Below are 20,972 nucleotides of genomic sequence, written 5' to 3'. Positions count from 1 at the left end.
CCGTCCCGGGTTGGTCAGGCGCCGCCAAGCGACCGGTAGCCTCGACCCTCGATGCCTGACCGCCACCACGCGCGGGCGGCGCACCAGCAGCGCCGGCGATCCCGGTGGCGGCACGCATGCTGAGCCGCCTGCTGCGGTCGCACCTGCGCCCCTACACCCGGCTCCTCTGGTACGTGGTCGGTCTCCAGATCGTGGCCACCATGGCCACCCTCACCCTGCCGAACCTCAACGCCGACATCATCGACAACGGCGTGGTCACCGGCGACACGGGCTACATCTGGCGGGTCGGCGCCGTGATGCTCGTCGTCACCGCGGTGCAGGTCTTCTTCGCCATCGGAGCCACCTACTTCGGGTCGCAGGCGGCCATGGCCTTCGGGCGCGACGTGCGCGGCGGGCTCTTCGAGCGGGTCACCGAGTTCTCGGCGCAGGAGGTCGGCCGCTTCGGTGCCCCGTCGCTGATCACCCGCATCACCAACGACGTGACCCAGGTGCAGGTCCTGGTGGTCATGTGCTGCACCATGCTGATCGCCGCGCCGATCACCGTCGTCGGCGGCGTGATCATGGCCGTGCGCGAGGACGGCCCGCTGTCGCTCCTCCTGCTCGTCAGCGTCCCCGCCCTGCTGCTCGGCGTCGGCAACGTGATCGTGCGCATGGTCCCGCAGTTCCAGGCCATGCAGACCCGCATCGACCGTGTGAACGAGGTGCTGCGCGAGCAGATCACCGGCATCAGGGTCGTGCGGGCCTTCATCCGCGAGCCCGAGGAGTCGGCCCGGTTCGCCCTCGCCAACGACGACCTGACCCTCACGTCCCTCCGGGCCGGCCGGCTCATGGCCTACATGTTCCCGACCGTGATGATCGTGCTGAACCTCTCGAGCATCGCCGCGGTGTGGTTCGGCGGCAACCGCATCGGCGCCGGCGACATGCAGATCGGCGCCCTGATCGCATTCCTCAGCTACCTCATCCAGATCCTGATGTCGGTGATGATGGCGACCTTCGTGGCCATGATGGTCCCGCGCGCCTCCGTGTGTGCCGAGCGCATCGGCGAGGTCCTCGACACCCAGTCGTCGGTGGCGCAGCCCGCCCAGCCGGTCACCTCCCTGCCCGAGCGCAACACCCTCGAGCTCAGCGGGGTGGCCTTCTGCTACCCCGGCGCCGAGCACCCGGTGCTGTGCGACATCGACCTGCGGGCCGAGCCCGGGACCACGACGGCCATCATCGGCAGCACCGGCGCGGGCAAGACGACCCTCGTGAACCTGGTCCCCCGCCTCTTCGACGTCACCGCCGGCTCGGTGTCCATCGACGGGGTCGACGTGCGCGACCTCGACCTCGAGCTGCTCTGGAGCCGCATCGGCCTCGTCCCCCAGAAGCCCTATCTGTTCACGGGCACGGTGGCGTCGAACCTGCGTCAGGCCGACCCCGACGCCACCGACGACGAGCTGTGGGCCGCGCTCGAGGTCGCCCAGGCCCGGGACTTCGTCGAGGCCATGGACGGCGGCCTCGACGCCCGGATCAGCCAGGGCGGCACCAACGTCTCGGGCGGCCAGCGCCAGCGCCTCGCCATCGCCCGGGCCATCGTGCGCAAGCCCGGGATCTACCTCTTCGACGACTCGTTCTCGGCCCTCGACCTCGCCACCGACGCCCGGCTGCGCGCCGCGCTGGCGCCCATCACCGCGAACGCCACCGTGCTGATCGTGGCCCAGCGGGTCTCGACCATCATCAACGCCGACCAGATCCTCGTCCTCGAGGACGGTCAGGCCGTCGGCCTCGGCACCCACCGCGACCTGCTGGCGTCGTGCCCCACCTACGCCGAGATCATCGAGTCCCAGCGCACCGAGGAGGCGGTGGCGTGACCCGCGCCGCACTCCAGATCCCGCGAACTCGAGGCAATAGCCCCCGGCTTCCGGGGGCTATTGCCTCGAGAATGCCTCGTCCCGGGGCGGTGCGACCGTGACGGGGCCGATCCCGCCGGGCGCCGCCGAGGGCGAGGCCGAGCTCGAAGCCGATCAGCAGGCGACGACGCCCCCGATCGGCGAAGCGCGGGCCGCCGGCCGCTGGTCGGCCGCCGGCATGCCGGTCGAGCGCTCGGCCGACTTCGCGGCGTCCACCCGCCGGCTGCTGCGTCGCATGGGCCCGGACCGCTTCTGGGCCTTCCTCGTGGTCGTGCTCGCGCTGGCCAGCGTGGCCCTCTCGGTGAGCGGCCCCCGCATCCTCGGGCGGGCCACCAACGTCATCGTGGCCGGCGTGTTCGGCGGGACGGGGATCGACTACGCCCAGCTCCACCGCACCCTGCTGTTCGCCGCCGCGGTCTACGCCGCTTCGGCGCTGCTGTCGTTCCTCCAGTCCTACGTGCTCGCCGGCGTCGTCCAGCGCACGATGTTCCAGCTGCGCGCCGACGTCGAGGAGAAGCTCCACCGCCTGCCGCTCTCCTACGTCGACCGCCACGCCCGGGGCGACCTCCTCAGCCGGGTCACCAACGACATCGACAACGTGGCCCAGAGCCTCCAGCAGACCCTGAGCCAGATGCTGACCAGCACCCTCACCATCGTGGGCGTGCTGGTGATGATGTTCACGATCTCCTGGGAGCTCGCCCTCATCGCGCTCGTGACGGTGCCGCTGTCGCTCTGGACGGTGCGGGTCATCGCCCGGCGCTCGAAGCCGCGCTTCATCGCCCAGTGGCGTCACACCGGCGCCCTGAACGCCCAGGTCGAGGAGGCGTTCACCGGCCACACCCTGATCCGGGTGCTCGGCCGCCAGGAGGACGTGCGCCGCCGCTTCGACGAGGAGAACGAGCAACTCTTCAAGGCCAGCTTCGGCGCCCAGTTCATCTCGGGCACGATCCAGCCGGCGATGATGTTCTTCGGGAACCTGAACTACGTGGCCATCGCCGTGGTGGGCGGCATGAAGGTCGCCAGCGGGTCCATGAGCATCGGCGACATCCAGGCCTTCATCCAGTACACCCGCCAGTTCACCCAGCCGCTGACCCAGCTGGCCTCGATGGCCAACGTGATGCAGTCGGGCATCGCCTCGGCCGAGCGGGTCTTCGAGCTGCTCGACGCCGAGGAGGAGTCGCCCGACGACCCCGAGCCGCTCGTCGACCCCGAGCCCCGTGGTCGGGTCGAGTTCGACCACGTCCGCTTCTCCTACGACCCGGACCGACCCCTCATCGAGGACCTCACCTTCACCGCCGAGCCCGGCGAGACCGTCGCCATCGTCGGCCCCACGGGAGCGGGCAAGACAACGCTCGTGAACCTGATCATGCGCTTCTACGAGATCGACGGCGGGCAGATCCGTCTCGACGGCAACGACACCGCCCGCATGACCCGCCGCGAGCTGCGCAGCAACGTCGGGATGGTGCTCCAGGACACCTGGCTCTTCGGTGGCACCATCCGCGACAACATCGCCTACGGCAACTTCGACGCCACCGACGAGCAGATCATCGAGGCGGCCAAGGCCACCTACGTCGACCGGTTCGTCCACTCGCTCCCGGACGGCTACGACACCGTGCTCGAGGACGAGGGCGCCAGCGTGAGCACCGGCGAGAAGCAGCTGCTGACCATCGCCCGGGCGTTCCTCGCCGACCCCACCATCTTGATCCTCGACGAGGCCACCAGCTCGGTCGACACCCGCACCGAGGTGCTCATCCAGCACGCCATGGCCGCACTCCGATCCAACCGCACCAGCTTCGTGATCGCCCACCGCCTGTCGACCATCCGCGACGCCGACATCATCCTCGTCATGGAGCACGGTCGGATCGTCGAGCAGGGCAACCACGAGGACCTCCTCGCCGCCGGCGGTGCGTACCACGACCTGTACCAGGCCCAGTTCGCGGCCGCCGCCGCCGAGATCACCTGAGGCCGTGACCGTCTCCGACGAGCTCCTGGTCGCCGTGGCCGAGCTGATGCGCGAGGCGAGCACGACCGCCATCGAGCCCCGCTTCCACGCCCTCGGCGACGGCGACGTGATCGAGAAGGCGGCCGGCGAGTTGGTGACGGTGGCCGACCGGGAGGCCGAGGCGTTGATCACCGACGGCCTCGCCCGGCTCGACCCCGGCGTGCCGGTCGTGGGCGAAGAAGCGGTCGCCGCCGACGCGACCCGCCTGGAGGACCTGGCCGCGCCACGAGTGTGGGTGGTCGATCCCCTCGACGGCACCGCCAATTTCGTCAACGGTTCCCCGGACTGGGCGGTGATGGTGGCGCTGATCCTCGACGGCGCCACCGCGGCGTCGTGGATCTGGCAGCCCCTCGAGCAACGCATGTACGCCGCCCGTCGCGGCCGCGGCGCCACGTGCAACGGACGGCGCCTGGTGGCCGCGCCCCGCCCCCGGTCCGAGGCCGAGCTCACCGGTGCCGTGCTCACCCGCTACCTCGACCAGCCCACCCGCGAGCGGGTCGACCGCAACGTCGGGCGCTTCGGGACGGTCACCGCCGGCCGGCACTGCGCCGGGGTCGAGTACCCCGCCCTCATCGACGGGACGACGGACTTCGCCTTCTTCTGGCGCACCCTGCCCTGGGACCACGCTCCGGGCACGCTGCTCGTGGAGGAGGCCGGCGGGGTCGCGGCCCGTCCCGACGGCTCTTCCTACCGCCCCGGGCCCGGCGGCGTCGGCCTGCTCGTCGCCGCCGACCGACCCACGTGGGACCTGGCGCACGGCCTCTTGGACTGATCCGGCCGGCCTCTCGTCGGGCCGCACCGGACCTGGCCCGACGTCGCCCACCGGCGGTCGGAGCCATTCGTGTATACCCCCACCGGTATGGACCTTCGACCCTACCGCTCATCGCTCCGTCGGGAGAAGCTGCACCAGAGCCACCACGACACCGGGAACCACGCCATGAGCACAACCACCGTCGAGTCCAGCAACCACTACCACGAGGTCGCCGCGGATCTCCGACTCCCGACCCGGGAGCTGCGCAAGGCCATCCCCGACACGTGGGCGGGCTTCGCCCAGCTGCACCAGAGCGCGATGGCCGAGGGTGCACTCCCCACCAAGGTGAAGGAGCTGATGGCCCTCGTCGTCGGCGTCGTCAAGCACTGCGACGGCTGTGTGGCCTACCACGCACGCGGCGCCGCAGCCGCCGGCGCCACGGAGGCCGAGGTGGTCGAGGCCCTCGGCGTGGCCCTGCTCATGGAAGGCGGGCCGGCCAGCGTGTGGGCACCGCGCGCCCTCGAGGCCTTCCGGGAGTTCGCCGGGCCCCCCGCCGGCTGACGGACACGAACACGGCGGCCCTGCCGCCCCGAGGTCCCTCCCCGGTCCCCGATCCCGCCCCGTCGGCGGGGTCGGGGACCGATGGGACGGAGGGTCCGATGATGGACGGAGGACCCGATGGACGGAGGGCGCGGCGATCAGCCGGGGAGTTGCACCGGTCTGCCGCGGAGCACGTTCCAGAGCCCGGCCATGCCGCCCCGCCACCCGAGTGAACGGGCCGCGGGCGAGTAGCCGAAAGCGTGGTTCGGGAGCCGGACCCGGACCGGTTCGGGACGGATGGAGAACTCGAGGGGCGGGTCCATCAGCATGGACTCGCCGTCGAGGCCGATCTCGACCGGGTCCTCGGAGGTCACGGTGAAGCTCGCCGTCGCCCACTGGTCGAACCCCTCGAAGCGCTCAGGACGCCCGGTCGCGAGCGCGGCGAGGAACGCGGCCGCCGCACCCGGCTTGTCGAGCACGAGCGACACCACCCCGAGCCGGTGCGTGTCGAGGCGCGGGCGACCGGTCCGGCTGGCCATGGTCTCGCCGTAGGGGTTGTTGGAGATCTGGATGATGTGGGCGCCACGGTGCTCGCTGCCGTCGGGACGGGTGAAGCGCAGGTCGAAGGGCTCGGACTCCGGTCCGAGCACTTGGGGCAAGGTCGCCAAGGTGGTGTCGCGCTTGTTGTCGCGGTACTCCGGCGAGCGCACGATGGCCGCGTAGAGGCCCAGCGAGACGTTGTTGACGAACACGTGCCCGTTCAGGTCGGCGAGGTCCATCTGGCGTTCCACGGCGGCGCCGTAGGCGTCGAGGGCGCCCACCACGTCCTCGCGGTCGAGGCCGAGGTCGAGGGCGAGGTGGTTGCGGGTGCCGGCGGGGACCACCACCATCGGCAGGTCGAGCTCCGCGGCGACGGTGCCGACCATCGCCTGCGAGCCGTCGCCCCCGGCCATGCCCAACACGTCGACGCCACTGGCGGCCTTGTCCCGCACGACCTGGAGCCAGTCCTGCCCCGGCTCGAGCACGACCGGCTCGATCCCGCGGCGGCGGCACTCCTCCACCAGGCGGAACCGCTCGGCCTTGCCCCCACCCGACTTCAGGTTCATGAAGAGGACCCCCCGCTGCGCCGGCGGGACCGGGGTGCCCGGGGTCTCGGCGCGAACGAGCGCGGTGCGCGTCGTCCCGAGGGCGTGACGGACGAGGGCCAGTGCCCCGAGGACGGCCAGGACCCGCAGCACCAGGGACGCGACGATCGCGCCCTCGGCGGCGACGACGGAGACGACCAGGCCCGCCAGCACCGCGACCGCCACCCCCACGGCGACGGTGCGGGTGTGCCCCGAGCGGGTGAGTGCCTTCCAGCCCGCGCCGAGCAGCACCAGGAGCAGCACCGCTTGCAGCAGCACCCGGCCGGTGTCGTCGACCACGCGGACGGCCGTGGCCACGGCCACGAGGGCGAAGACCACGAACGATCCCGCCGCCGCCAGGCGCTGCGACAGGGTGGGCGGCGTGCCCGAGATGGTCAAGACCTCGCCTCCTGAGGTGGACGGACGACCGGTCCCAGCATGACCGATCGGTGACGGTCGAGGCCAAGGACCCGAGGGACGCGCCACGGCGCCGTGGGCTACCGTCTCCCCTGCGCCCACGGGCGCACACCGGACCGCGGCCGGCAGAGGTGGGGACATGGCAAGAGGGGCGAAGATCCGTCGCAGCGTGGCACGTGCGTTGACGGCGACGCTGCTGGTCTCGGGCGTCGCGTTCGTGGGGCCTGATCCGGCGGGCGCCGTCACCAACCCGCCACCGTTCCTCCTCAAGTGGGGCACCCTCGGCACCGGCACGACGCAGTTCGACACGCCCTCGGCCGTGGCCATCGGACCGGGCGGCGAGGTCTACACCCTCGACTCGGTGAACAACAGGGTGCAGGTGTTCACCCCGGAGGGCGCCTTCCTGCGCCAGATCGGCCGCACCGGCACCGGCCGCGGGCAGTTCACCAACCCCGAGGGACTGGCGGTCGATTCCGAGGGCAACGTCTACGTGAGCGACGACGGCGACCGCGTGCAGAAGTTCGACCCCACCGGCGCGTGGCTGATGCGCATCGGCCTGAGCGGGAGCGCCCTCGGCCGCCTGTCCGATCCCGCCGGCATCGCCGTCGACCCCGCCGACAACATCTACGTCGTCGACCGCGGCAACAGTCGGGTGCAGAAGTTCAACAGCGAGACCGGCCGCTTCCTAAACGCGTTCGGCGTGGCGGGCGGCGCGAACGGTCAGTTCAACGCCCCCCGTTCGGTGGCGGTGGACAGCGACGACCACGTGCTCGTGGCCGACACCGGCAACCACCGCGTCCAGGTCTTCAGCCTCTTCGGCGCCTTCGTGCGGTCGTTCGGCGGGCAGGGCTCGGCGGCGGGGCAGTTCCAGTCCCCGGGCAGCATCGCCGTCGACAGCGAGAACCGGGTGTACGTCGCCGACACGGGCAACGACCGCATGCAGCTCCTGAGCGCGACCGGGGCCCCGCTGGCCGCCTGGGGCGTCACGGGCAGCGGCAAGGGCAAGTTCCGCGGCCCGAACGGCGTGGCCCTCGACGACGTCGACGACGTGTACGTCGCCGACGGCGGCAATCATCGCGTCCAGGCGTTCGGACCCCTGCCGCAACCCGACGGCTCCATCCGCGTGGGCACCACCGGCGCCTTCGCCGGCGACAACATCCACAACACCTCTGGTCGCGGCCAGACCGCCGCCGCCACGACGGCCGCCGGACGAGCCGCCACGTACGACGTCACCTGGCAGAACGACGGCGTCTTCCAGGAGAGGCTCCGGCTGCGGGGTACCGCGTCCACCGCCCGGTTCTCGGTGCGGTACACGGTCGGCGGCACCAACGTCACCTCGGCCGTGGTCGCGGGCACCTACCGCACGCCGAGCCTGGCGCCCGGCGCCACGGCGACGATGCGGGTCACGGTCACCCCCGCGGCCGGGGCCTCGGCGCTGAGCGCCACGCTTCGGGGCACGTCGGTCCTCGACAGCACCCGGATCGACGTGGTGCGCTTCGTCACCACGCGCGGCTGAGCCCGGGATCAGGGCGAGGGGCGACGACGACGATGGTCCTTCGACGCGCGGCCTTCCGGCCCTGTGCCCGACGCGGGCGCCGGCACAGGATCGAGACGTGAGAGCGATCCACCGCGTCGCCTGCCTGCTCGTGCTGATCGCCTTGGTGCCCGTGGGCGCGGCGGCAGAGCCGGCACCCACGCCGTCGGGGGTCGGCACCTTCGCCCCGACCGCGGCGACCCCCGCGTCCTCCGCAACCACCACCTCGGCCGCCCCCGCCCCCACCACGACCGTCGCCGTCGTCCCATCGCCCCCGGCCGGCGAGGTCGGTCCCGTCGCCGAACCGGGCACCACCACCCCGGACACCACCACCCCGGACACCACCGTCCCCCCCGACGTCACCCCGCCGTCGCTCGGCCTGCACATCGCCCACCCGCACTTCAGCCCCAACGGGGACCGGGTCCGGGACAAGACGTTCTTCGGGCTCACCGCCACCGAGCGTGTCGTGGTGGACATCGTCATCCGCAACGCGAGCGGTACCGCCCGCAAGACCGAGACGGTCACCTTCGGCCCCGGCGAGCGCTCGGTCACCTGGGGCGGCCGCATCGAGCGTCGAGGGGTCTGGGGTCGGGCCGCGGACGGGGACTACACGGTGAAGTTCGTCGCCCGGGACGCCGCCGGCAACGCCACGAAGAAGATCCGGACGGTGACCGTCGACACGACCGCACCCCGCCTGACGTGGGGCTCGATCACCCCGGACCCGTGGGGCGCGACCGGCGCGATCTCGTACAACTTCACCACCGCCGACGCCTCGCCGCCCCTGCGCCTCTACGCCTCGGCCTCGAGCCGGATCGGCGTGCTCGACCGCAGCAGCACCACGAGCCACCCACGCGGCGCCACCCGGCTGGCGTGGCGGCCGAACTACTCGGACGGCACCGTGTTCCTCCCTGGCAACTACTTCGGGGCCGTGCGCGCCACCGACGACGCCGGCAACGCCGCCACCAGCGCGTTCCGAGCGTTCCGGGTGGACCGCTCGGTGCCGTCGCTCGTGGTGCGACGCGTGGAGGCGGCGGGCAACCGGGTGGCGCTCACCTTCGACGACTGCATCGAGGGCGCGGCGTGGGACTCGATCCTGTCCACGCTGCGGGCCTACGGCGTGCGGGCCACCTTCTTCTGCCCGGGTGACCAGGTGTACGCCCACCCCGGCCAGGCGCAGGCCACCGTCGCCGCCGGCCACGACGCGGGCAGCCACAGCAACGGCCACGCCCTGCTCTCCCACCTGTCGTACGCCGACATCGCCAGCCGCCTGGCCATCGACAAGACGGCGTGGTGGTCGGTCGCCCGTGCCACCCCGACGCCGTACTTCCGACCTCCGTACGGCGACTACGACGCGACCGTGCTCGACGCCGCCGGCGACCAGGGCTTCCGCTACACCGTCATCTGGGACGTCGATCCCAACGACTGGCAGAGCCCGGGTTCCTCAGCGATCGCTTCTCGGGTCCTCGGCTCGGCCCGGCCGGGCTCCATCGTCCTGCTCCACGTGAAGTCCCAGACCGCGGCGGCGCTGCCCACGATCCTCGCCGGCCTGCGTGCCCGCGGCCTCCAGCAGTCCAGCCTCAGCGAGCTCTTCCGGGCCAACGGCTGGCACTGATCCCGGCCGAATCCGGTGGCGGAACCGTCGGACCAGTGATAGGAATGAGTCTCATTCCTATCATGACGGAGGATCTGTGGACCTTGACCAGCACCTGCACCGGGTGCAGCACCTGGACTGTTCTGGGCGGATCTCGCACACCCTGACCCTGCTCATCGACGGCACCGTCGAGATCTCGTTCGCCGACGGTCGGCGAGCCAGGCTGGACCCGGCGTCGGGCACCAATCTCACGCCCGACGTGCACGTGCCCCCCGGCCTGGTGCACCAGGCCGGCCAGCTCCGACCGTGGTGAGCATCGACGCCGAGGTCGAGCTTCTCATCGTCGGCGCCGGGCCACACGGCCTCTCGTCGGCACTTCACCTGGTCGAAGCCGACCCCTCACTGCGGCACCAGATGGCCGTGGTCGACCCTGACGGCTGGCTCGGGCGCTGGGATCGCCAGTTCGCCCAGTTGGACATCGCCCATCTGCGCTCCCCTGCCGTCCACCACCCCGGACCCGACGCCAGCACCTTCAGCCGGTGGTGCGCCGAGGAGGGCGTCTCCCTCGAGCGCCCCTACGGCATCCCGGATGCGACGGCCTTCCGCGCCCACTGCGCCCACCTCATCAGCGATGCGGGACTGGAGGAAGCGGTCACCCCGACCTCCGTGCATCGCATCGGCGTGACCGAGGGGGACGTCACCGCCCTGCTCACGGACGGGACGACCATCCGCGCCCGACATGTCGTGCTGGCCGTCAATCCAGCTCGGCGCCGACTCCCCAACTGGGTCTTCGACGTCCTGCCGGTTCCAGGGTCGGCGCTCGACCACGCCGGCGACGTCGACCTGCGAGATGTGTCCCTCGACGCCGAGCACGTCGTCGTGGTCGGCGGGGGCCTGACCGCTGGCCACCTCGCTGTGGGAGCTGCCCGGCGGGGCGCCCACGTCACCCTGCTGGCTCGCCGCCCCTTGCGCTCGTCGATGTTCGACACCGACCCGGGGTGGCTCGGGCCCCGCGAGCTGAACGGCTTCACCGCCATTGCCGATCCCCGAGCCCGACTGTCAGCGTGCCGGGCCGCACGGAACGGCGGCAGCATGCCCCCCTGGATGTTGCACCGGATCCGCTCGCTCTCGGCGGCCGGTGCCGTCGACGTGCGCGCACCCGCTCGGATCTGCGGTGCGCAGCGGGCCGGCATCGGTCTCGACCTCGTGCTGGGCGACGAGACCGTCCTGCACGCCGACCGTGTGTGGCTGGCCACGGGCACCGACTCCGATGTCCGCGCCCACCGACTGACCGCACCCCTCCTCGAGTCACACCCGACCCCCGTGTGCGACGGGTTCCCCGTGCTCGACGAGACCCTCCGGTGGCCGGGCACCTCCGTGCACCTGATCGGGCGCCCCGCCATGCTCACGCTCGGGCCGGCCGCCGGGAACCTCTGGGGTGCACGCATGGGCGCCCGGGCCATCACGGCCCACCTCACCGGCCGCCCGGTCGGCGCCATCGAGGCTCCCGCCGCCCCGTTGATGGGGAGAGGCTGGTGTGGGCCCGTCTGGGCCTGAGCGCTAAGGCCTGGAGAGCTTGGCCCGGACGACCTTGGCGGCGTCGCGGGGGTCGGGCAGGGCGAAGCCCTTGCGCAGCAGCGCTTCCTTCTTCTCGGAGAAGGGCGGGTACATCATGGGCGGGTCCATCTTGGTGCTGCGCTCGTGCACAGCCCGCAAGTGGCTGAACGTGTCGAAGCCGAACTTGCCGTGGTACGAGCCCATGCCGCTCGGGCCCACGCCGCCGAAGGGCAGCTCGGGGTTGGACACGTGGAAGATGGTGCCGTTCACGCAGGCGCCGCCGCTGCTCGTGCGATCGAGGACCGCCTCGGTCTCGTCGTCGCGCTCGGAGAACACGTAGAGGGCCAACGGCTTGTCGTTGGCGTTGACGAAGGCGACGGCGTCGTCGAGGCCGTCGGTGGGCAGCACGGGCAGCACCGGGCCGAAGATCTCGTCGGCCATCGCCGGTGCGTCGCGTTCGACGTCGGTGAGGATGGTCGGCGCGATGTAGCGATCGTCCTCGTCGGTGACCCCGCCGGTGGCCGCCGTCCCCGAGTCGAGGAGCTTCTCGAGCCGGTGGAACTGGGAGGAGTTCACGATGCGGGCGTAGTCGGCGCTCTTCTGCGGGTCGTCCCCGTAGAACTCGCCGACGGCGGCGACCATGCGCTCGACGAGGCCGTCGTGCACCGAGCGTTCGACCAGCACGTAGTCGGGGGCGATGCAGGTCTGGCCCGCGTTGAGGAACTTGCCCCACACGATGCGCTTGGCGGCCACGTCGAGGTTGGCCTCGGAGGTGACGATGGCCGGGCTCTTGCCGCCGAGTTCGAGCGTGACGGGGGTGAGGTGCTCGGCGGCCGCGGCCATGACCACCCGGGCCACCCGGCCGTTGCCCGTGTAGAAGATGTGGTCCACCCGCTGGGCGAGGAGCTCGGTGGTCTCGGCGACACCGCCCTGCACCACCTGGAGGGCCGGGTCGCCGAGGCCGTGGACGATGTCGGCGATGACCGCGGCGCTGGCCGGCGCCAGCTCGGACGGCTTGACCACGACCGCGTTGCCGGCGGCGACCGCGGCGGCGAGGGGCTGGAGGGCGAGCTGCACCGGGTAGTTCCAGGGGGCGATCACGGTGACCACGCCCAGCGGCTCGGGCACCAGCTTGGACGTCCCCGGCTTGAAGGTGAGCGGGGTGCGCACCCGTCGGGGCTTCATCCACGAGCGCAGGTGGGCGACCGAGTGGTCGATCTCGCTGATGCCGAAGCCGATGTCGGCCGTCCAGGCCTCGAAGGTGGGCTTGCCGAGGTCGAGGCGCAGCGCCTCGAGCAGCTCGGCCTCGCGGTCGACGAGGGCGGCCCGGAGCGCGGCGAGGGTGTCGAGGCGCCACGCCAGCGGCTTGGTGCGACCGTCGTCGAACGCGGCCCGGGCCGCAGCCACGAGGCCGGCGATCGCGTCGACCGGGGTGGCCTCGAAGCCGAAGGTGTCGGTGCTGGCCTGGGTGGCGGTCATGGGTGCTCTCCTCGCGAGGGTCCCGGCAAGGCTACGCCCGGGTGCCCGCAGGCGCGGGTCCGCTCGAGCTCCTGGAGCTCAGTACTGCATGAACTCGTGGACCACGAAGTAGTAGCCACAGCCCTTGGCCACCCCCGTCCCCGAGTAGTTGAAGGCCGGGTTCAAGATGTTGGCGCGGTGGGAGGACGAGTTCATGAAGGCGTTGTGCATGGCGGAGAGCGAGGTGGCGCGGCCCACGTTCTCGGCGAGGCGGCGCCAGCGGTAGGGGTTCGCCGACGCGTAGGTCCGGCTGTGCCCCACCGTGCAGGTGGCGGCCATCCACTCGGCCCAGTCCTGGGCGAAGTCCGACAGCCACTGGTTCGCCCCGGTGGCCCCGATACCGCGCGACGTCCGTGAGTTGTTGATCTGGTTGAACACCGTCGTCTGGTCGGACGAGACGCACGAGGACGCGACGAGGCTGACGGTCAGCCCCAGCGCGAGGAGGGCGACGACGCGGCGCCGGCGGCGGGGCCGACGCGACGTCGGAGGGACCTGGGAGTGCACCTGGGTCGACATGGCTCTGGCTCCTTCTCGCCCGCTGCGACCCGCCCGGGGAACACGATGACCTTACCCGGCGACCTCCGGATCGACGCCCGAGAGCAACTCGTCGAGCGACCGCAGGTCGCTCGCGCTGAGCGCCAGGAGCGCGTCGGGCGGCACGCTCATCCGCTCGTGGAGGGTGGCGCGGGCGGCGAGGCCGGCGTCGGTGAGCTGGAGGATCTTCACCCGCCGATCGGTCGGGCTGACCCGCCGCTCGACGTAGCCGGCCTCCTCGAGGCGATCGGCCAGGAAGGTGACGTTGGACGCGTCGCACTTCCAGTCCGCGGCCAGCGAGCGCATGGGCTTGGGCTCGTCGGGGTCCAGCGAGAGCAGGGCGTGCATGTGGGCAGGCGTCAGCCCCACCTCGGCGGAGATGGCGAGGAACTCGTCCTTGCGGCTCTGCACGAGACGGAAGATGCGCTGCCAGACCGACGAGGCCAGCTCGTCCTTGCTCGCGCCCATGCCCCTCAGGATACCCACGTTCTTTGGCCCTTCAATGATTGAGTCGTTAAACACTTGACCAAGTTCAAGGATCCGTGGATAGGGTGGCCGCCATGACAGAGCCCGCCATCGTCGTGGACGGCATCGGCAAGCGCTTCGGTGAGGTCGAGGCCCTGCGCGACGTGTCCTTCGACGTCCCCCGCGGCACGGTGCTCGGCCTGCTCGGCCCCAACGGGGCGGGCAAGACCACCTCCGTGCGCATCCTCACCACCCTCCTCCCGCCCGACACCGGCACCGCCCACGTGCTCGGGCGGGACGTGACCACCGACCGCCAGGCGGTCCGCACCTCGATCGGGCTCGCCGGCCAGTACGCCGCAGTGGACGAGTTCCTCACCGGCCGCGAGAACCTGCACATGGTGGGGCGCCTCACCCACCTCGGCAAGGCCGCGATCCGGGCCCGGGCGGACGAACTGCTCGAGCAGTTCGACCTGGCCGATGCCGCCGACGATCGCCAGGTGCGCACCTACTCCGGCGGTATGCGCCGGCGCCTCGACCTCGCCGCCGCCCTCGTGCACCGTCCGCCGGTCCTCTTCCTCGACGAGCCCACGACGGGGCTCGACCCGCAGGGTCGCAACGACCTGTGGGCCACCATCGAGCAGCTCGTCGACGACGGCACCACCCTGCTGTTGACCACCCAGTACCTGGAGGAGGCCGACCGACTGGCCGACCGCATCGTGGTCATCGACCACGGGACCGTCATCGCCGAGGGCACGGCGACGGAGCTGAAGGCCCGCCTCGGCTCGACCGTCCTCGAGCTGGGCTTCACCAACCAGGACGAAACCACCCGGGCGAGCGGCCTGCTCGCCGACATCGGCCAGCCGGCCGTGGACGGCCACCTCCTGCGGGTCACGGTCAGCGAAGGCGCCCGCTCGATGCTCGCCGCGGTCCGCGTCCTCGACGAGGCCGGGCTCGAGCCCACCACCGCCGCCCTGCGCGAGCCCACCCTCGACGACGTCTTCCTCAGCCTCACCGGCCGCCCGGCCGAGGACCCCCCGTCCGACGGCGCCCCGGTCGCCGAGACCCGAGGAGCCGCCTGATGGCCACCGCCACGCTCGACCCCACCGGCCGCGTCGGCTCACCCGCCGCCGGCTCACGCCACACCGCCGTGGCAGACGCGATGACCCTCACGTGGCGCAACCTGCTGAACCTGCGCCGCAAGCCGCAGCTCATCGTGTTCGCCACCGTGCAGCCGGTGATCTTCGTGCTGATGTTCCGCTTCGTGTTCGGCGGCGCCATCTCCGTGCCGGGCACGTCGTACGTGAACTACCTGATGGCCGGGATCTTCGTGCAGACCGTCACCTTCGGCGCGCTGAGCACCGGTGTCGGCCTCGCCGAGGACATGCAGAACGGTCTCATCGACCGCTTCCGGTCGCTTCCGATGGCCCGGTCGGCGGTCCTGGTCGGTCGTACCCTCGCCGATCTGTGCCGCAACGTCTTCGTGGTGGCACTGATGGCGGTGGTCGGCTTCCTCGTCGGCTTCCGCTGGGAGACCAACGCCCTGGCCTTCCTCGCCGGCCTCGGCATCGTCCTGCTCTTCTCGTTCGCGCTGTCATGGGTCTTCGCCTTCGTGGGCATGACCGTGGGCGACGCCGAGACCGCGCAGGCGGCGTCGTTCCCCATCCTCGCCCCGCTGGTGTTCGCCTCGTCGGCCTTCGTGCCGCTGAACACGATGCCCGGCTGGCTGCAGGCCTTCGCCGAGCACCAACCGGTCTCCATCACCGTCGACGCGGTCCGGGCCCTCTGCCTCGGCGGGCCCACCGCGGGACCGGTGTTCAAGGCCTTCCTGTGGATGATCGCCATCGTGGCGGTCTTCGCTCCCCTGGCCATCCGCCGCTACCGCCAGGTCTGACCCGGCCCCAGAATCGGATGGGCGGGGCGCGACCGGGGAGACTGGGGGCGTGCCCCTCGAGCTCTCGTGGTTCGCGCCGTCGTGTCTCGGCGACACGGCCCGCCTCGGCGTGGCCGACCCGGCGCGGCGGGCGACGTTCGCCTACAACCGCCGGGTCATCGGCCTGGCCGACACCCTGGGCTTCCAGAACGTCCTGATCCCGTCGAGCTACGTGCCGGGGATGGACCCGTGGACGCTGGCGTCGGCGCTCGGGCCGATGACCGGGTCGACCCGCTTGTTGCCGGCGGTGCGGGTGGGCGAGTTCGACCCGCCGATGTTCGCCCGGGCGGCCAAGTCGCTCCAGCAGGTCATGGACGGGCGGCTGACCGTCAACATCATCTCCAGCGAACTGGCCGGCGAGACCCTGTCCTCGGAGGACCGCTACGCCCGCACGGCCGAGGCCATGGCCCTGTTGCGGGCGTTCTGGACCGCCGACCACGTGCGCCACGAGGGGCGGTGGTGGACCTACGACCTGCCCACCGCGCCGACCCGAACCCGCACGCCGCCGCCGATGTACTTCGGGGGGACCTCCGAGCCTGCCAAGGCCGTCGCCGCCGAGCACGCCGACTGCTACCTGATGTGGGTGGAGGGGGTGGCGTCCATCGGGGCGCTCGTGGAGGACCTGCGGGGTCGGGCCGCCGCCCACGATCGCACCCTCGCGTTCGGGCTGCGCACCCACGTGATCGTCCGCCCCACCGAGGCCGAGGCCCGGCGGGCGGCCGCCGAGCTGGTGAGCGAGCTCGACCCGGACGTCGGCCGACGCCTCAAGGAGTCGTCCCACGACCACCAGTCGGTCGGCGTGCAGCGCCAGGACGCGCTGCGGGCGGCAGCGGGCGACGACGGCTTCGCCGAGGAGCACCTCTGGACGGGCATCGGCGTGGCCCGCAGCGGCGTCGGCGCGGCGATCGTCGGCGACCCCGACCAGGTCGAGGCCAAGCTCCGCGCCTACGCGGCGCTCGGCATCGACTCGTTCATCCTCTCGGGCTACCCGCTGGACGACGAGGCCCGACGGTTCGCCGAGCTGGTCCTCCCCCGCTTCGCCGACGAGGTCGGCGCTCTGACGTTCTCCGATGAGCTCGCTTGGAGCGACGAGGCGACCCGCAGAATGATCGCCGACGAGCCGTGGTGACTCCCTCGCACCCGACGTGACGAGGTCGAGAGCCGACGCCGCTTTCAACTCTACTGAGCCGCGAGAAGGCGACCCTGGAGATCGGTGAGCAGGTAGGTGGCACGGTCACGGGTCCACGCTTGGCCGGACTGCGGGTCGTACTCGCCGGGCAGGTCCACGCCCTCGGGCACGGCGGCGCCGGCCATCCCCGCGGCCTCGCTGGTGAGCACGCAGCGCACCGCATGGTCGGCGAAGGCGATGACGCCCACTTGGCCGAGGTCGACCCCGGCGTCGTCTGCCAGGGTGACGGCTTTCTCGGCCACCCCGGCGGTGCTCAGGTAGACGACCTCGCCGTCGGGCCCCGTGTCGGGGTCGATGGAGGTGACGTCGGCGACGCCCTGGTCGACCAGCAGCTCGGCGACCTCCCACTGGGCGAAGACGGGGACGGGGTGCTCGGCCACGAAGTCGGCGGTGACCTGGGCAAGGTCCTCGTTCATGGGCCCGGCGCTGAGCGTTCCGTCGGCGGCCTCCCGGTTGCCGAAGGCGTAGACCACGACGCTGTCGACCTCGTCGACGGGCACGGTGGGCGGCACCATCGACACGAGCGGGTCGGTGAAGACGGCGTCGAGGCCGACCAGCGCCTCGAACTGCGCCACGCCGTCGGCGCCGAGGCCGTCGACGAGCTCCTGCGCGAGCGTGGCGTCGCCGAGCTCGTCGGTCCACCGGGCCACGAGGCCGTCGGCGAAGGTGGCGGGGGCGGTCGTGGAGGGGGTGGACGACGTCGTGGTGACCTCCTCGGTCGTCGCCGTGGGGGCGCTGGTGGCACTGGCCTCGGCGTCGCTCCCTCCTCCGCTCCCGCAGGCGCCGAGTGAACCGGTCGCCAGCGTGGCGGCGAGGAGCAGGAGGAGGCGCCGGCGGGGGCTGGTCACGGCGGCAACGTACCCGACCGGTCACGGCCGCGTTCGCCCGGATCGGCCGACGGGCAGCCGGGTCGTGAACACCAGGGCTAGGGTCCGCGGCCGATGGCCGACGTGACCTTCCTCGCCGACGGGGGCATGGACTTCGCCGTGCGCTGCGTGCTCAGCGGCGCGCCGTACGCCACCGCCGAGCCCGGCGAGGTGCTGGCGGTGGTGGCCGAGGTCGTCGACGGCGATCCGTCGTCGTGGCGCGACACCTGGCTGGCGCGGGGCAGGGCGCTGGCGACGGCGGCTGCTTCGGATGCCGCTGCCGGTCGGCCACGGTCGGCATGCGGCGGCGCGCTGCGGGCCGCCAACTACCTCTTCGCCGGCAACTACTACGCCCCGGCCTGCACCGACGCGGCCGGCGCCCGCTCGGTCTGGGCCGAGCACCGGGCGGCGTGGGATCTCGCCGTGTCGTGCTGGCCCACGCCGGCGGCGTTGGCGGCGATCGACACACCCGCCGGGACACTTCCCGGCTACTGGTTCGCGGGCGCGGCGCCCGCGGGCGAGCGCCGCCCCGTCGTGGTGCTCATCGGCGGCATCGAGACGCCGATGTCCGACGCTCCCATGACCGGGCTCACCGACGCCCTCGCCCGCGGCTACCGGGTGCTGCTGCTGGACGGCCCCGGCCAGGGGGCCGCGCTCTACGACGGTGGCCTGACGTTGGCGCCGCGCTGGGACGACGTGTGGCCGGCTGTGCTCGACGGGCTGGCGGCGCAACCCGGGGTCGACGCCGACCGGGTGTGCCTGATGGGCATCAACCACGGCGGGCTGTGGGCGGCGCAGGGCGCGGCGATCGGCGGAGATCGGGTGGCGGCGTTGGTCCTCGACCCGGCCGTGACCGGCCTCGTCGACGACGTGGTGGCCGGACTTCCCGAGGAGCTCGCCGCCCTCTGGCGGTCGCAGCCGGAGGCGCTGGACCGGGCCGTCGCCGACCGGGCGGCGTCCGATGCCGACTTGGCCTTCTGGGTCGCGAAGACGCTCGACCCGTTCCCGGGCGGCGGCGGGGTGCGCGCCGCCCTGGATGCACTGGCGGCTGCGGTCCTCACCGAAGCCGACCTCGCCGCCGTGGCCTCTCCCACCCTCGTGTGCGTGGCCGAGCACGCGTCGGCCTTCGTGGGCCAGGCCGACCCGGTCCTCGCCGCCCTCGGCCCGCGCGCCACCCGCCTCGACTTCACGGCCGCCGAGGGCGCCGGCCTCGACTGCGAGATCGGCGCGCCACAGGTCCGCAACGCCCGGGTCTACGACCGCCTCGACGCCCTCTTCGCCGGCTGATCCGGCCCTCCTGCTTCGCCCCCGGCACTCCGGGACCGCCCTGATGTCCGAGGGCACAACCTCGTGGTCCCGGAGCGAGGGCCCTGCGCGGGTGCCGGACCCGGATCTCGCACTCGGGGACCACCGTGCTGTTCCCGGGCACATCCACGTGGTCCCAGAGCGGGAGCGGGGGGCGGGTACGGTCGGACCGAAGCAGCCGACGACGACAGGACGGGCAATGGCAGGCATCGGGTGGTTCCGGGCGCTGGTGGTGGACGCCGACGACTACGAGGGCCTGGCCGAGTTCTGGCGCCAGCTGCTCGACGTCGAGGTGGCCGAACGGGTCGAGGAGTGGGTGCAGCTGACGCCGGACAAAGGCGGCGTCTACCTGGCGTTCCAGCCCGCGCCTGCGGGCGAGGAGCCGACGGGGCTGCGGGTGCGCCCCGACATCGAGGTCGACGACGTCGACGCCGCCAAGGCACGCATCATCGAGCTCGGCGGCCACGAGGTGCGAGTGGTGCACGAGCCCGACGGCGACACCCACATCGTGATGGCCGACCCCGAGGGCAACGAGTTCTGCATCCTGCCGCCGCTGCCGCCGGAGCTGGCCCGGCCTTCCTGACGATCCCGTGGACGATGTCGCCCCTCGCGCCGTCCGACGGCGGGCCCACGCGATGCGGGTCCCCCGCACCGCACCGGGCCGCGCTGCCGCGGAACCCGTGATCACCTCGGCAGCCGTCCCCAGCGGGACGATGAACGCGTGCCAGGCCTGAACGTCCCCGCGCCCGCCCACCGTCCGCTCTTCGCGGCCGGGCTCATGGGAGCGCTGTGTCCCGAGGGTCGCACCCTGGACCCGGGCCAACAGGCGGTGTTCGACGCCATCCGCGCGGCGTTCCGCGAGGGTGTGGTCGGCGAGACCCCCGCCGAGGTCACCGCGTTGCCACCGGTCGAGCCGGCGCCGGCGGCCGAGGTCGCCGCGGTCCTGTCCGAGACGGAGCGCAACGTGCTGGCCCACGCCGTCGCTGCCCTCGAGCTCATCGCCCACCCGCTCGACCCCGCGGTCGAGCGCCACGCCGGCCGTTACCTCTCCGAGCTCGGGGTGCACGCCCCCTACCAGTCCCTCTGCAGGGAGACGGCCCGCGGCGAGCTCGCCCTCCTCCACGCCGACTTCATCCGCCACAGCTGGACGACCGAGGTGACCCTGCACGAGGGCTTCCGCCACGGCCGCCTGCTCGAGCTGGCCCGGTCGAAGGCCGCCTACTACGGCGTGGGCGGCGAGCCCGCGGTGGCTCGGCGCTGGGAGGCGCTCGCGTCCTGCCCCGACGGGTCCTGGGGAAAGGCGGTGGCCGAGTTCTACGCCCTCCACCGCTTCCCGTTCCCCGGTGAGCCCCACGGCATCTACGAGGTGGGCGCGGCCCACGACTGGGTGCACGTCCTGTGCGACTACGGGACCGACCCGGAGGGCGAGATCGAGGTCTTCGGCTTCATCGCCGGCGCCTCCGACGACCCCCGGGCCTTCGTGAACTTCGCCTTCACCCTCGCCCTGTTCCAGAACGCCTCGGTGCGCACCGTCGGCGGCAAGAAGGTGGGCATCGCCCGGGCCGACACCCTGGCCGAGCCAGGCGCCGCCGACCGCTTCGCCGACGCGATGCGCCGGTCGAGGTCGGCCACCGCCGACGTCATCGCCCTCGACCACTTCTCCTACGCCGACGTGCCGTTGGACGAGGCCCGGTCACGCTTCGGCATCGTCCACAAGGGCGTCCCGGGACCCGGCTGGAGGGGCTGACGCGGTGCGCTCC

Annotated in this window: 19 protein-coding genes; 14 read left to right on the top strand and 5 right to left on the bottom strand. The window is 72.3% G+C overall.

All coding sequences use genetic code 11. The features are described 5' to 3' along the window. The first annotated feature begins 116 nt into the window (after positions 1-116). The 4 genes from JNK12_04650 to JNK12_04635 all read left to right on the top strand — a co-directional run bounded on the left by JNK12_04650 (position 117) and on the right by JNK12_04635 (position 5,203). Positions 117-1,850, top strand: coding sequence for an ABC transporter ATP-binding protein (locus JNK12_04650; GenBank protein ID MBL8775192.1), 1,734 nt, complete (start codon positions 117-119; stop codon positions 1,848-1,850). Positions 1,851-2,067: 217 nt separating this feature from the next. Continuing rightward, a complete protein-coding gene (locus JNK12_04645) occupies positions 2,068-3,852 on the top strand; it encodes an ABC transporter ATP-binding protein (GenBank protein MBL8775191.1) in 1,785 nt (594 codons plus the stop codon). Positions 3,853-3,856: 4 nt separating this feature from the next. Next, on the top strand, positions 3,857-4,663 hold the full coding sequence (locus tag JNK12_04640) for a hypothetical protein (GenBank protein ID MBL8775190.1): 807 nt from the start codon (positions 3,857-3,859) through the stop codon (positions 4,661-4,663). Between the two features lie 165 nt (positions 4,664-4,828). Beyond that, positions 4,829-5,203: a carboxymuconolactone decarboxylase family protein gene (locus JNK12_04635; protein MBL8775189.1), complete on the top strand. Its 375-nt coding sequence runs from the start codon at positions 4,829-4,831 to the stop codon at positions 5,201-5,203. Between the two features lie 137 nt (positions 5,204-5,340). Here the strand turns inward: JNK12_04635 and JNK12_04630 are convergent, their stop codons facing one another. Further along, positions 5,341-6,705, bottom strand: coding sequence for an NAD(+)/NADH kinase (locus JNK12_04630; protein ID MBL8775188.1), 1,365 nt, complete (start codon positions 6,703-6,705; stop codon positions 5,341-5,343). A gap of 187 nt (positions 6,706-6,892) precedes the next feature. On the opposite strand from JNK12_04630, the gene JNK12_04625 reads away from it, so the two are divergent. The 4 genes from JNK12_04625 to JNK12_04610 all read left to right on the top strand — a co-directional run bounded on the left by JNK12_04625 (position 6,893) and on the right by JNK12_04610 (position 11,405). Next, positions 6,893-8,239, top strand: coding sequence for a 6-bladed beta-propeller (locus JNK12_04625; protein MBL8775187.1), 1,347 nt, complete (start codon positions 6,893-6,895; stop codon positions 8,237-8,239). Positions 8,240-8,336: 97 nt separating this feature from the next. Beyond that, on the top strand, positions 8,337-9,869 hold the full coding sequence (locus JNK12_04620; protein MBL8775186.1) for a polysaccharide deacetylase family protein: 1,533 nt from the start codon (positions 8,337-8,339) through the stop codon (positions 9,867-9,869). A 76-nt stretch (positions 9,870-9,945) separates the two neighbouring features. Then, positions 9,946-10,161, top strand: a complete 216-nt coding sequence (locus tag JNK12_04615) for a hypothetical protein (protein ID MBL8775185.1) — start codon at positions 9,946-9,948, stop codon at positions 10,159-10,161. Beyond that, on the top strand, positions 10,158-11,405 hold the full coding sequence (locus JNK12_04610) for a SidA/IucD/PvdA family monooxygenase (protein MBL8775184.1): 1,248 nt from the start codon (positions 10,158-10,160) through the stop codon (positions 11,403-11,405). Before JNK12_04615 ends, JNK12_04610 begins: the two co-directional genes overlap by 4 nt. A 3-nt stretch (positions 11,406-11,408) precedes the next feature. Here the strand turns inward: JNK12_04610 and JNK12_04605 are convergent, their stop codons facing one another. The 3 genes from JNK12_04605 to JNK12_04595 form a co-directional block, all read right to left on the bottom strand. Then, entirely contained in the window at positions 11,409-12,884 is a 1,476-nt protein-coding gene (locus JNK12_04605; protein ID MBL8775183.1) for an aldehyde dehydrogenase family protein, read from the bottom strand. Positions 12,885-12,962: 78 nt separating this feature from the next. Further along, positions 12,963-13,439: a CAP domain-containing protein gene (locus tag JNK12_04600; GenBank protein MBL8775182.1), complete on the bottom strand. Its 477-nt coding sequence runs from the start codon at positions 13,437-13,439 to the stop codon at positions 12,963-12,965. A gap of 51 nt (positions 13,440-13,490) precedes the next feature. After that, complete coding sequence (locus JNK12_04595) at positions 13,491-13,925, bottom strand: MarR family transcriptional regulator (GenBank protein ID MBL8775181.1); 435 nt, start codon at positions 13,923-13,925, stop codon at positions 13,491-13,493. 92 nt (positions 13,926-14,017) lie between these two features. On the opposite strand from JNK12_04595, the gene JNK12_04590 reads away from it, so the two are divergent. Genes JNK12_04590 through JNK12_04580 form a run of 3 tightly spaced genes read left to right on the top strand, consistent with a single transcriptional unit; the run spans position 14,018 to position 16,981 of the window. After that, a complete protein-coding gene (locus JNK12_04590; protein ID MBL8775180.1) occupies positions 14,018-15,001 on the top strand; it encodes an ATP-binding cassette domain-containing protein in 984 nt (327 codons plus the stop codon). Further along, positions 15,001-15,813 (top strand): ABC transporter permease, encoded by an 813-nt coding sequence (locus tag JNK12_04585; GenBank protein MBL8775179.1) that lies wholly within the window; start codon positions 15,001-15,003, stop codon positions 15,811-15,813. Before JNK12_04590 ends, JNK12_04585 begins: the two co-directional genes overlap by 1 nt. Before the next feature lie 49 nt (positions 15,814-15,862). Continuing rightward, complete coding sequence (locus JNK12_04580) at positions 15,863-16,981, top strand: LLM class flavin-dependent oxidoreductase (GenBank protein MBL8775178.1); 1,119 nt, start codon at positions 15,863-15,865, stop codon at positions 16,979-16,981. Between the two features lie 50 nt (positions 16,982-17,031). Here JNK12_04580 and JNK12_04575 read toward each other — a convergent pair whose 3' ends face one another. After that, the gene (locus JNK12_04575) at positions 17,032-17,889 is read right to left on the bottom strand and encodes a hypothetical protein (GenBank protein MBL8775177.1); all 858 of its coding nucleotides are present in this window, start codon (positions 17,887-17,889) and stop codon (positions 17,032-17,034) included. 93 nt (positions 17,890-17,982) lie between these two features. Between JNK12_04575 and JNK12_04570 the strand changes: the two genes are divergently transcribed. The 3 genes from JNK12_04570 (at position 17,983) to JNK12_04560 (ending at position 20,959) form a co-directional block, all read left to right on the top strand. Then, on the top strand, positions 17,983-19,194 hold the full coding sequence (locus JNK12_04570; protein MBL8775176.1) for a hypothetical protein: 1,212 nt from the start codon (positions 17,983-17,985) through the stop codon (positions 19,192-19,194). Positions 19,195-19,411: 217 nt separating this feature from the next. Next, positions 19,412-19,795, top strand: a complete 384-nt coding sequence (locus JNK12_04565; protein MBL8775175.1) for a hypothetical protein — start codon at positions 19,412-19,414, stop codon at positions 19,793-19,795. A 138-nt stretch (positions 19,796-19,933) separates the two neighbouring features. After that, complete coding sequence (locus JNK12_04560) at positions 19,934-20,959, top strand: hypothetical protein (protein ID MBL8775174.1); 1,026 nt, start codon at positions 19,934-19,936, stop codon at positions 20,957-20,959. The last annotated feature ends 13 nt before the right edge of the window (positions 20,960-20,972 follow it).

This window comes from Acidimicrobiales bacterium, assembly GCA_016794585.1.
GTDB lineage: Bacteria > Actinomycetota > Acidimicrobiia > Acidimicrobiales > DATDAH01 > JAEUJM01.
Note: the sequence above shows the minus strand (reverse complement) of the source record. Positions and strands in the feature narration are given on the sequence as shown.

Coding starts and splice junctions, on each gene's coding strand:
- JNK12_04650 (MBL8775192.1), top strand. CDS start 117: ATGCTGAGCCGCCTGCTGCGGTCGCACCTGCGCCCCTACACCCGGCTC.
- JNK12_04645 (MBL8775191.1), top strand. CDS start 2,068: ATGCCGGTCGAGCGCTCGGCCGACTTCGCGGCGTCCACCCGCCGGCTG.
- JNK12_04635 (MBL8775189.1), top strand. CDS start 4,829: ATGAGCACAACCACCGTCGAGTCCAGCAACCACTACCACGAGGTCGCC.
- JNK12_04605 (MBL8775183.1), bottom strand. CDS start 12,884: ATGACCGCCACCCAGGCCAGCACCGACACCTTCGGCTTCGAGGCCACC.
- JNK12_04600 (MBL8775182.1), bottom strand. CDS start 13,439: ATGTCGACCCAGGTGCACTCCCAGGTCCCTCCGACGTCGCGTCGGCCC.
- JNK12_04595 (MBL8775181.1), bottom strand. CDS start 13,925: ATGGGCGCGAGCAAGGACGAGCTGGCCTCGTCGGTCTGGCAGCGCATC.
- JNK12_04590 (MBL8775180.1), top strand. CDS start 14,018: ATGACAGAGCCCGCCATCGTCGTGGACGGCATCGGCAAGCGCTTCGGT.
- JNK12_04585 (MBL8775179.1), top strand. CDS start 15,001: ATGGCCACCGCCACGCTCGACCCCACCGGCCGCGTCGGCTCACCCGCC.
- JNK12_04570 (MBL8775176.1), top strand. CDS start 17,983: ATGGCCGACGTGACCTTCCTCGCCGACGGGGGCATGGACTTCGCCGTG.
- JNK12_04565 (MBL8775175.1), top strand. CDS start 19,412: ATGGCAGGCATCGGGTGGTTCCGGGCGCTGGTGGTGGACGCCGACGAC.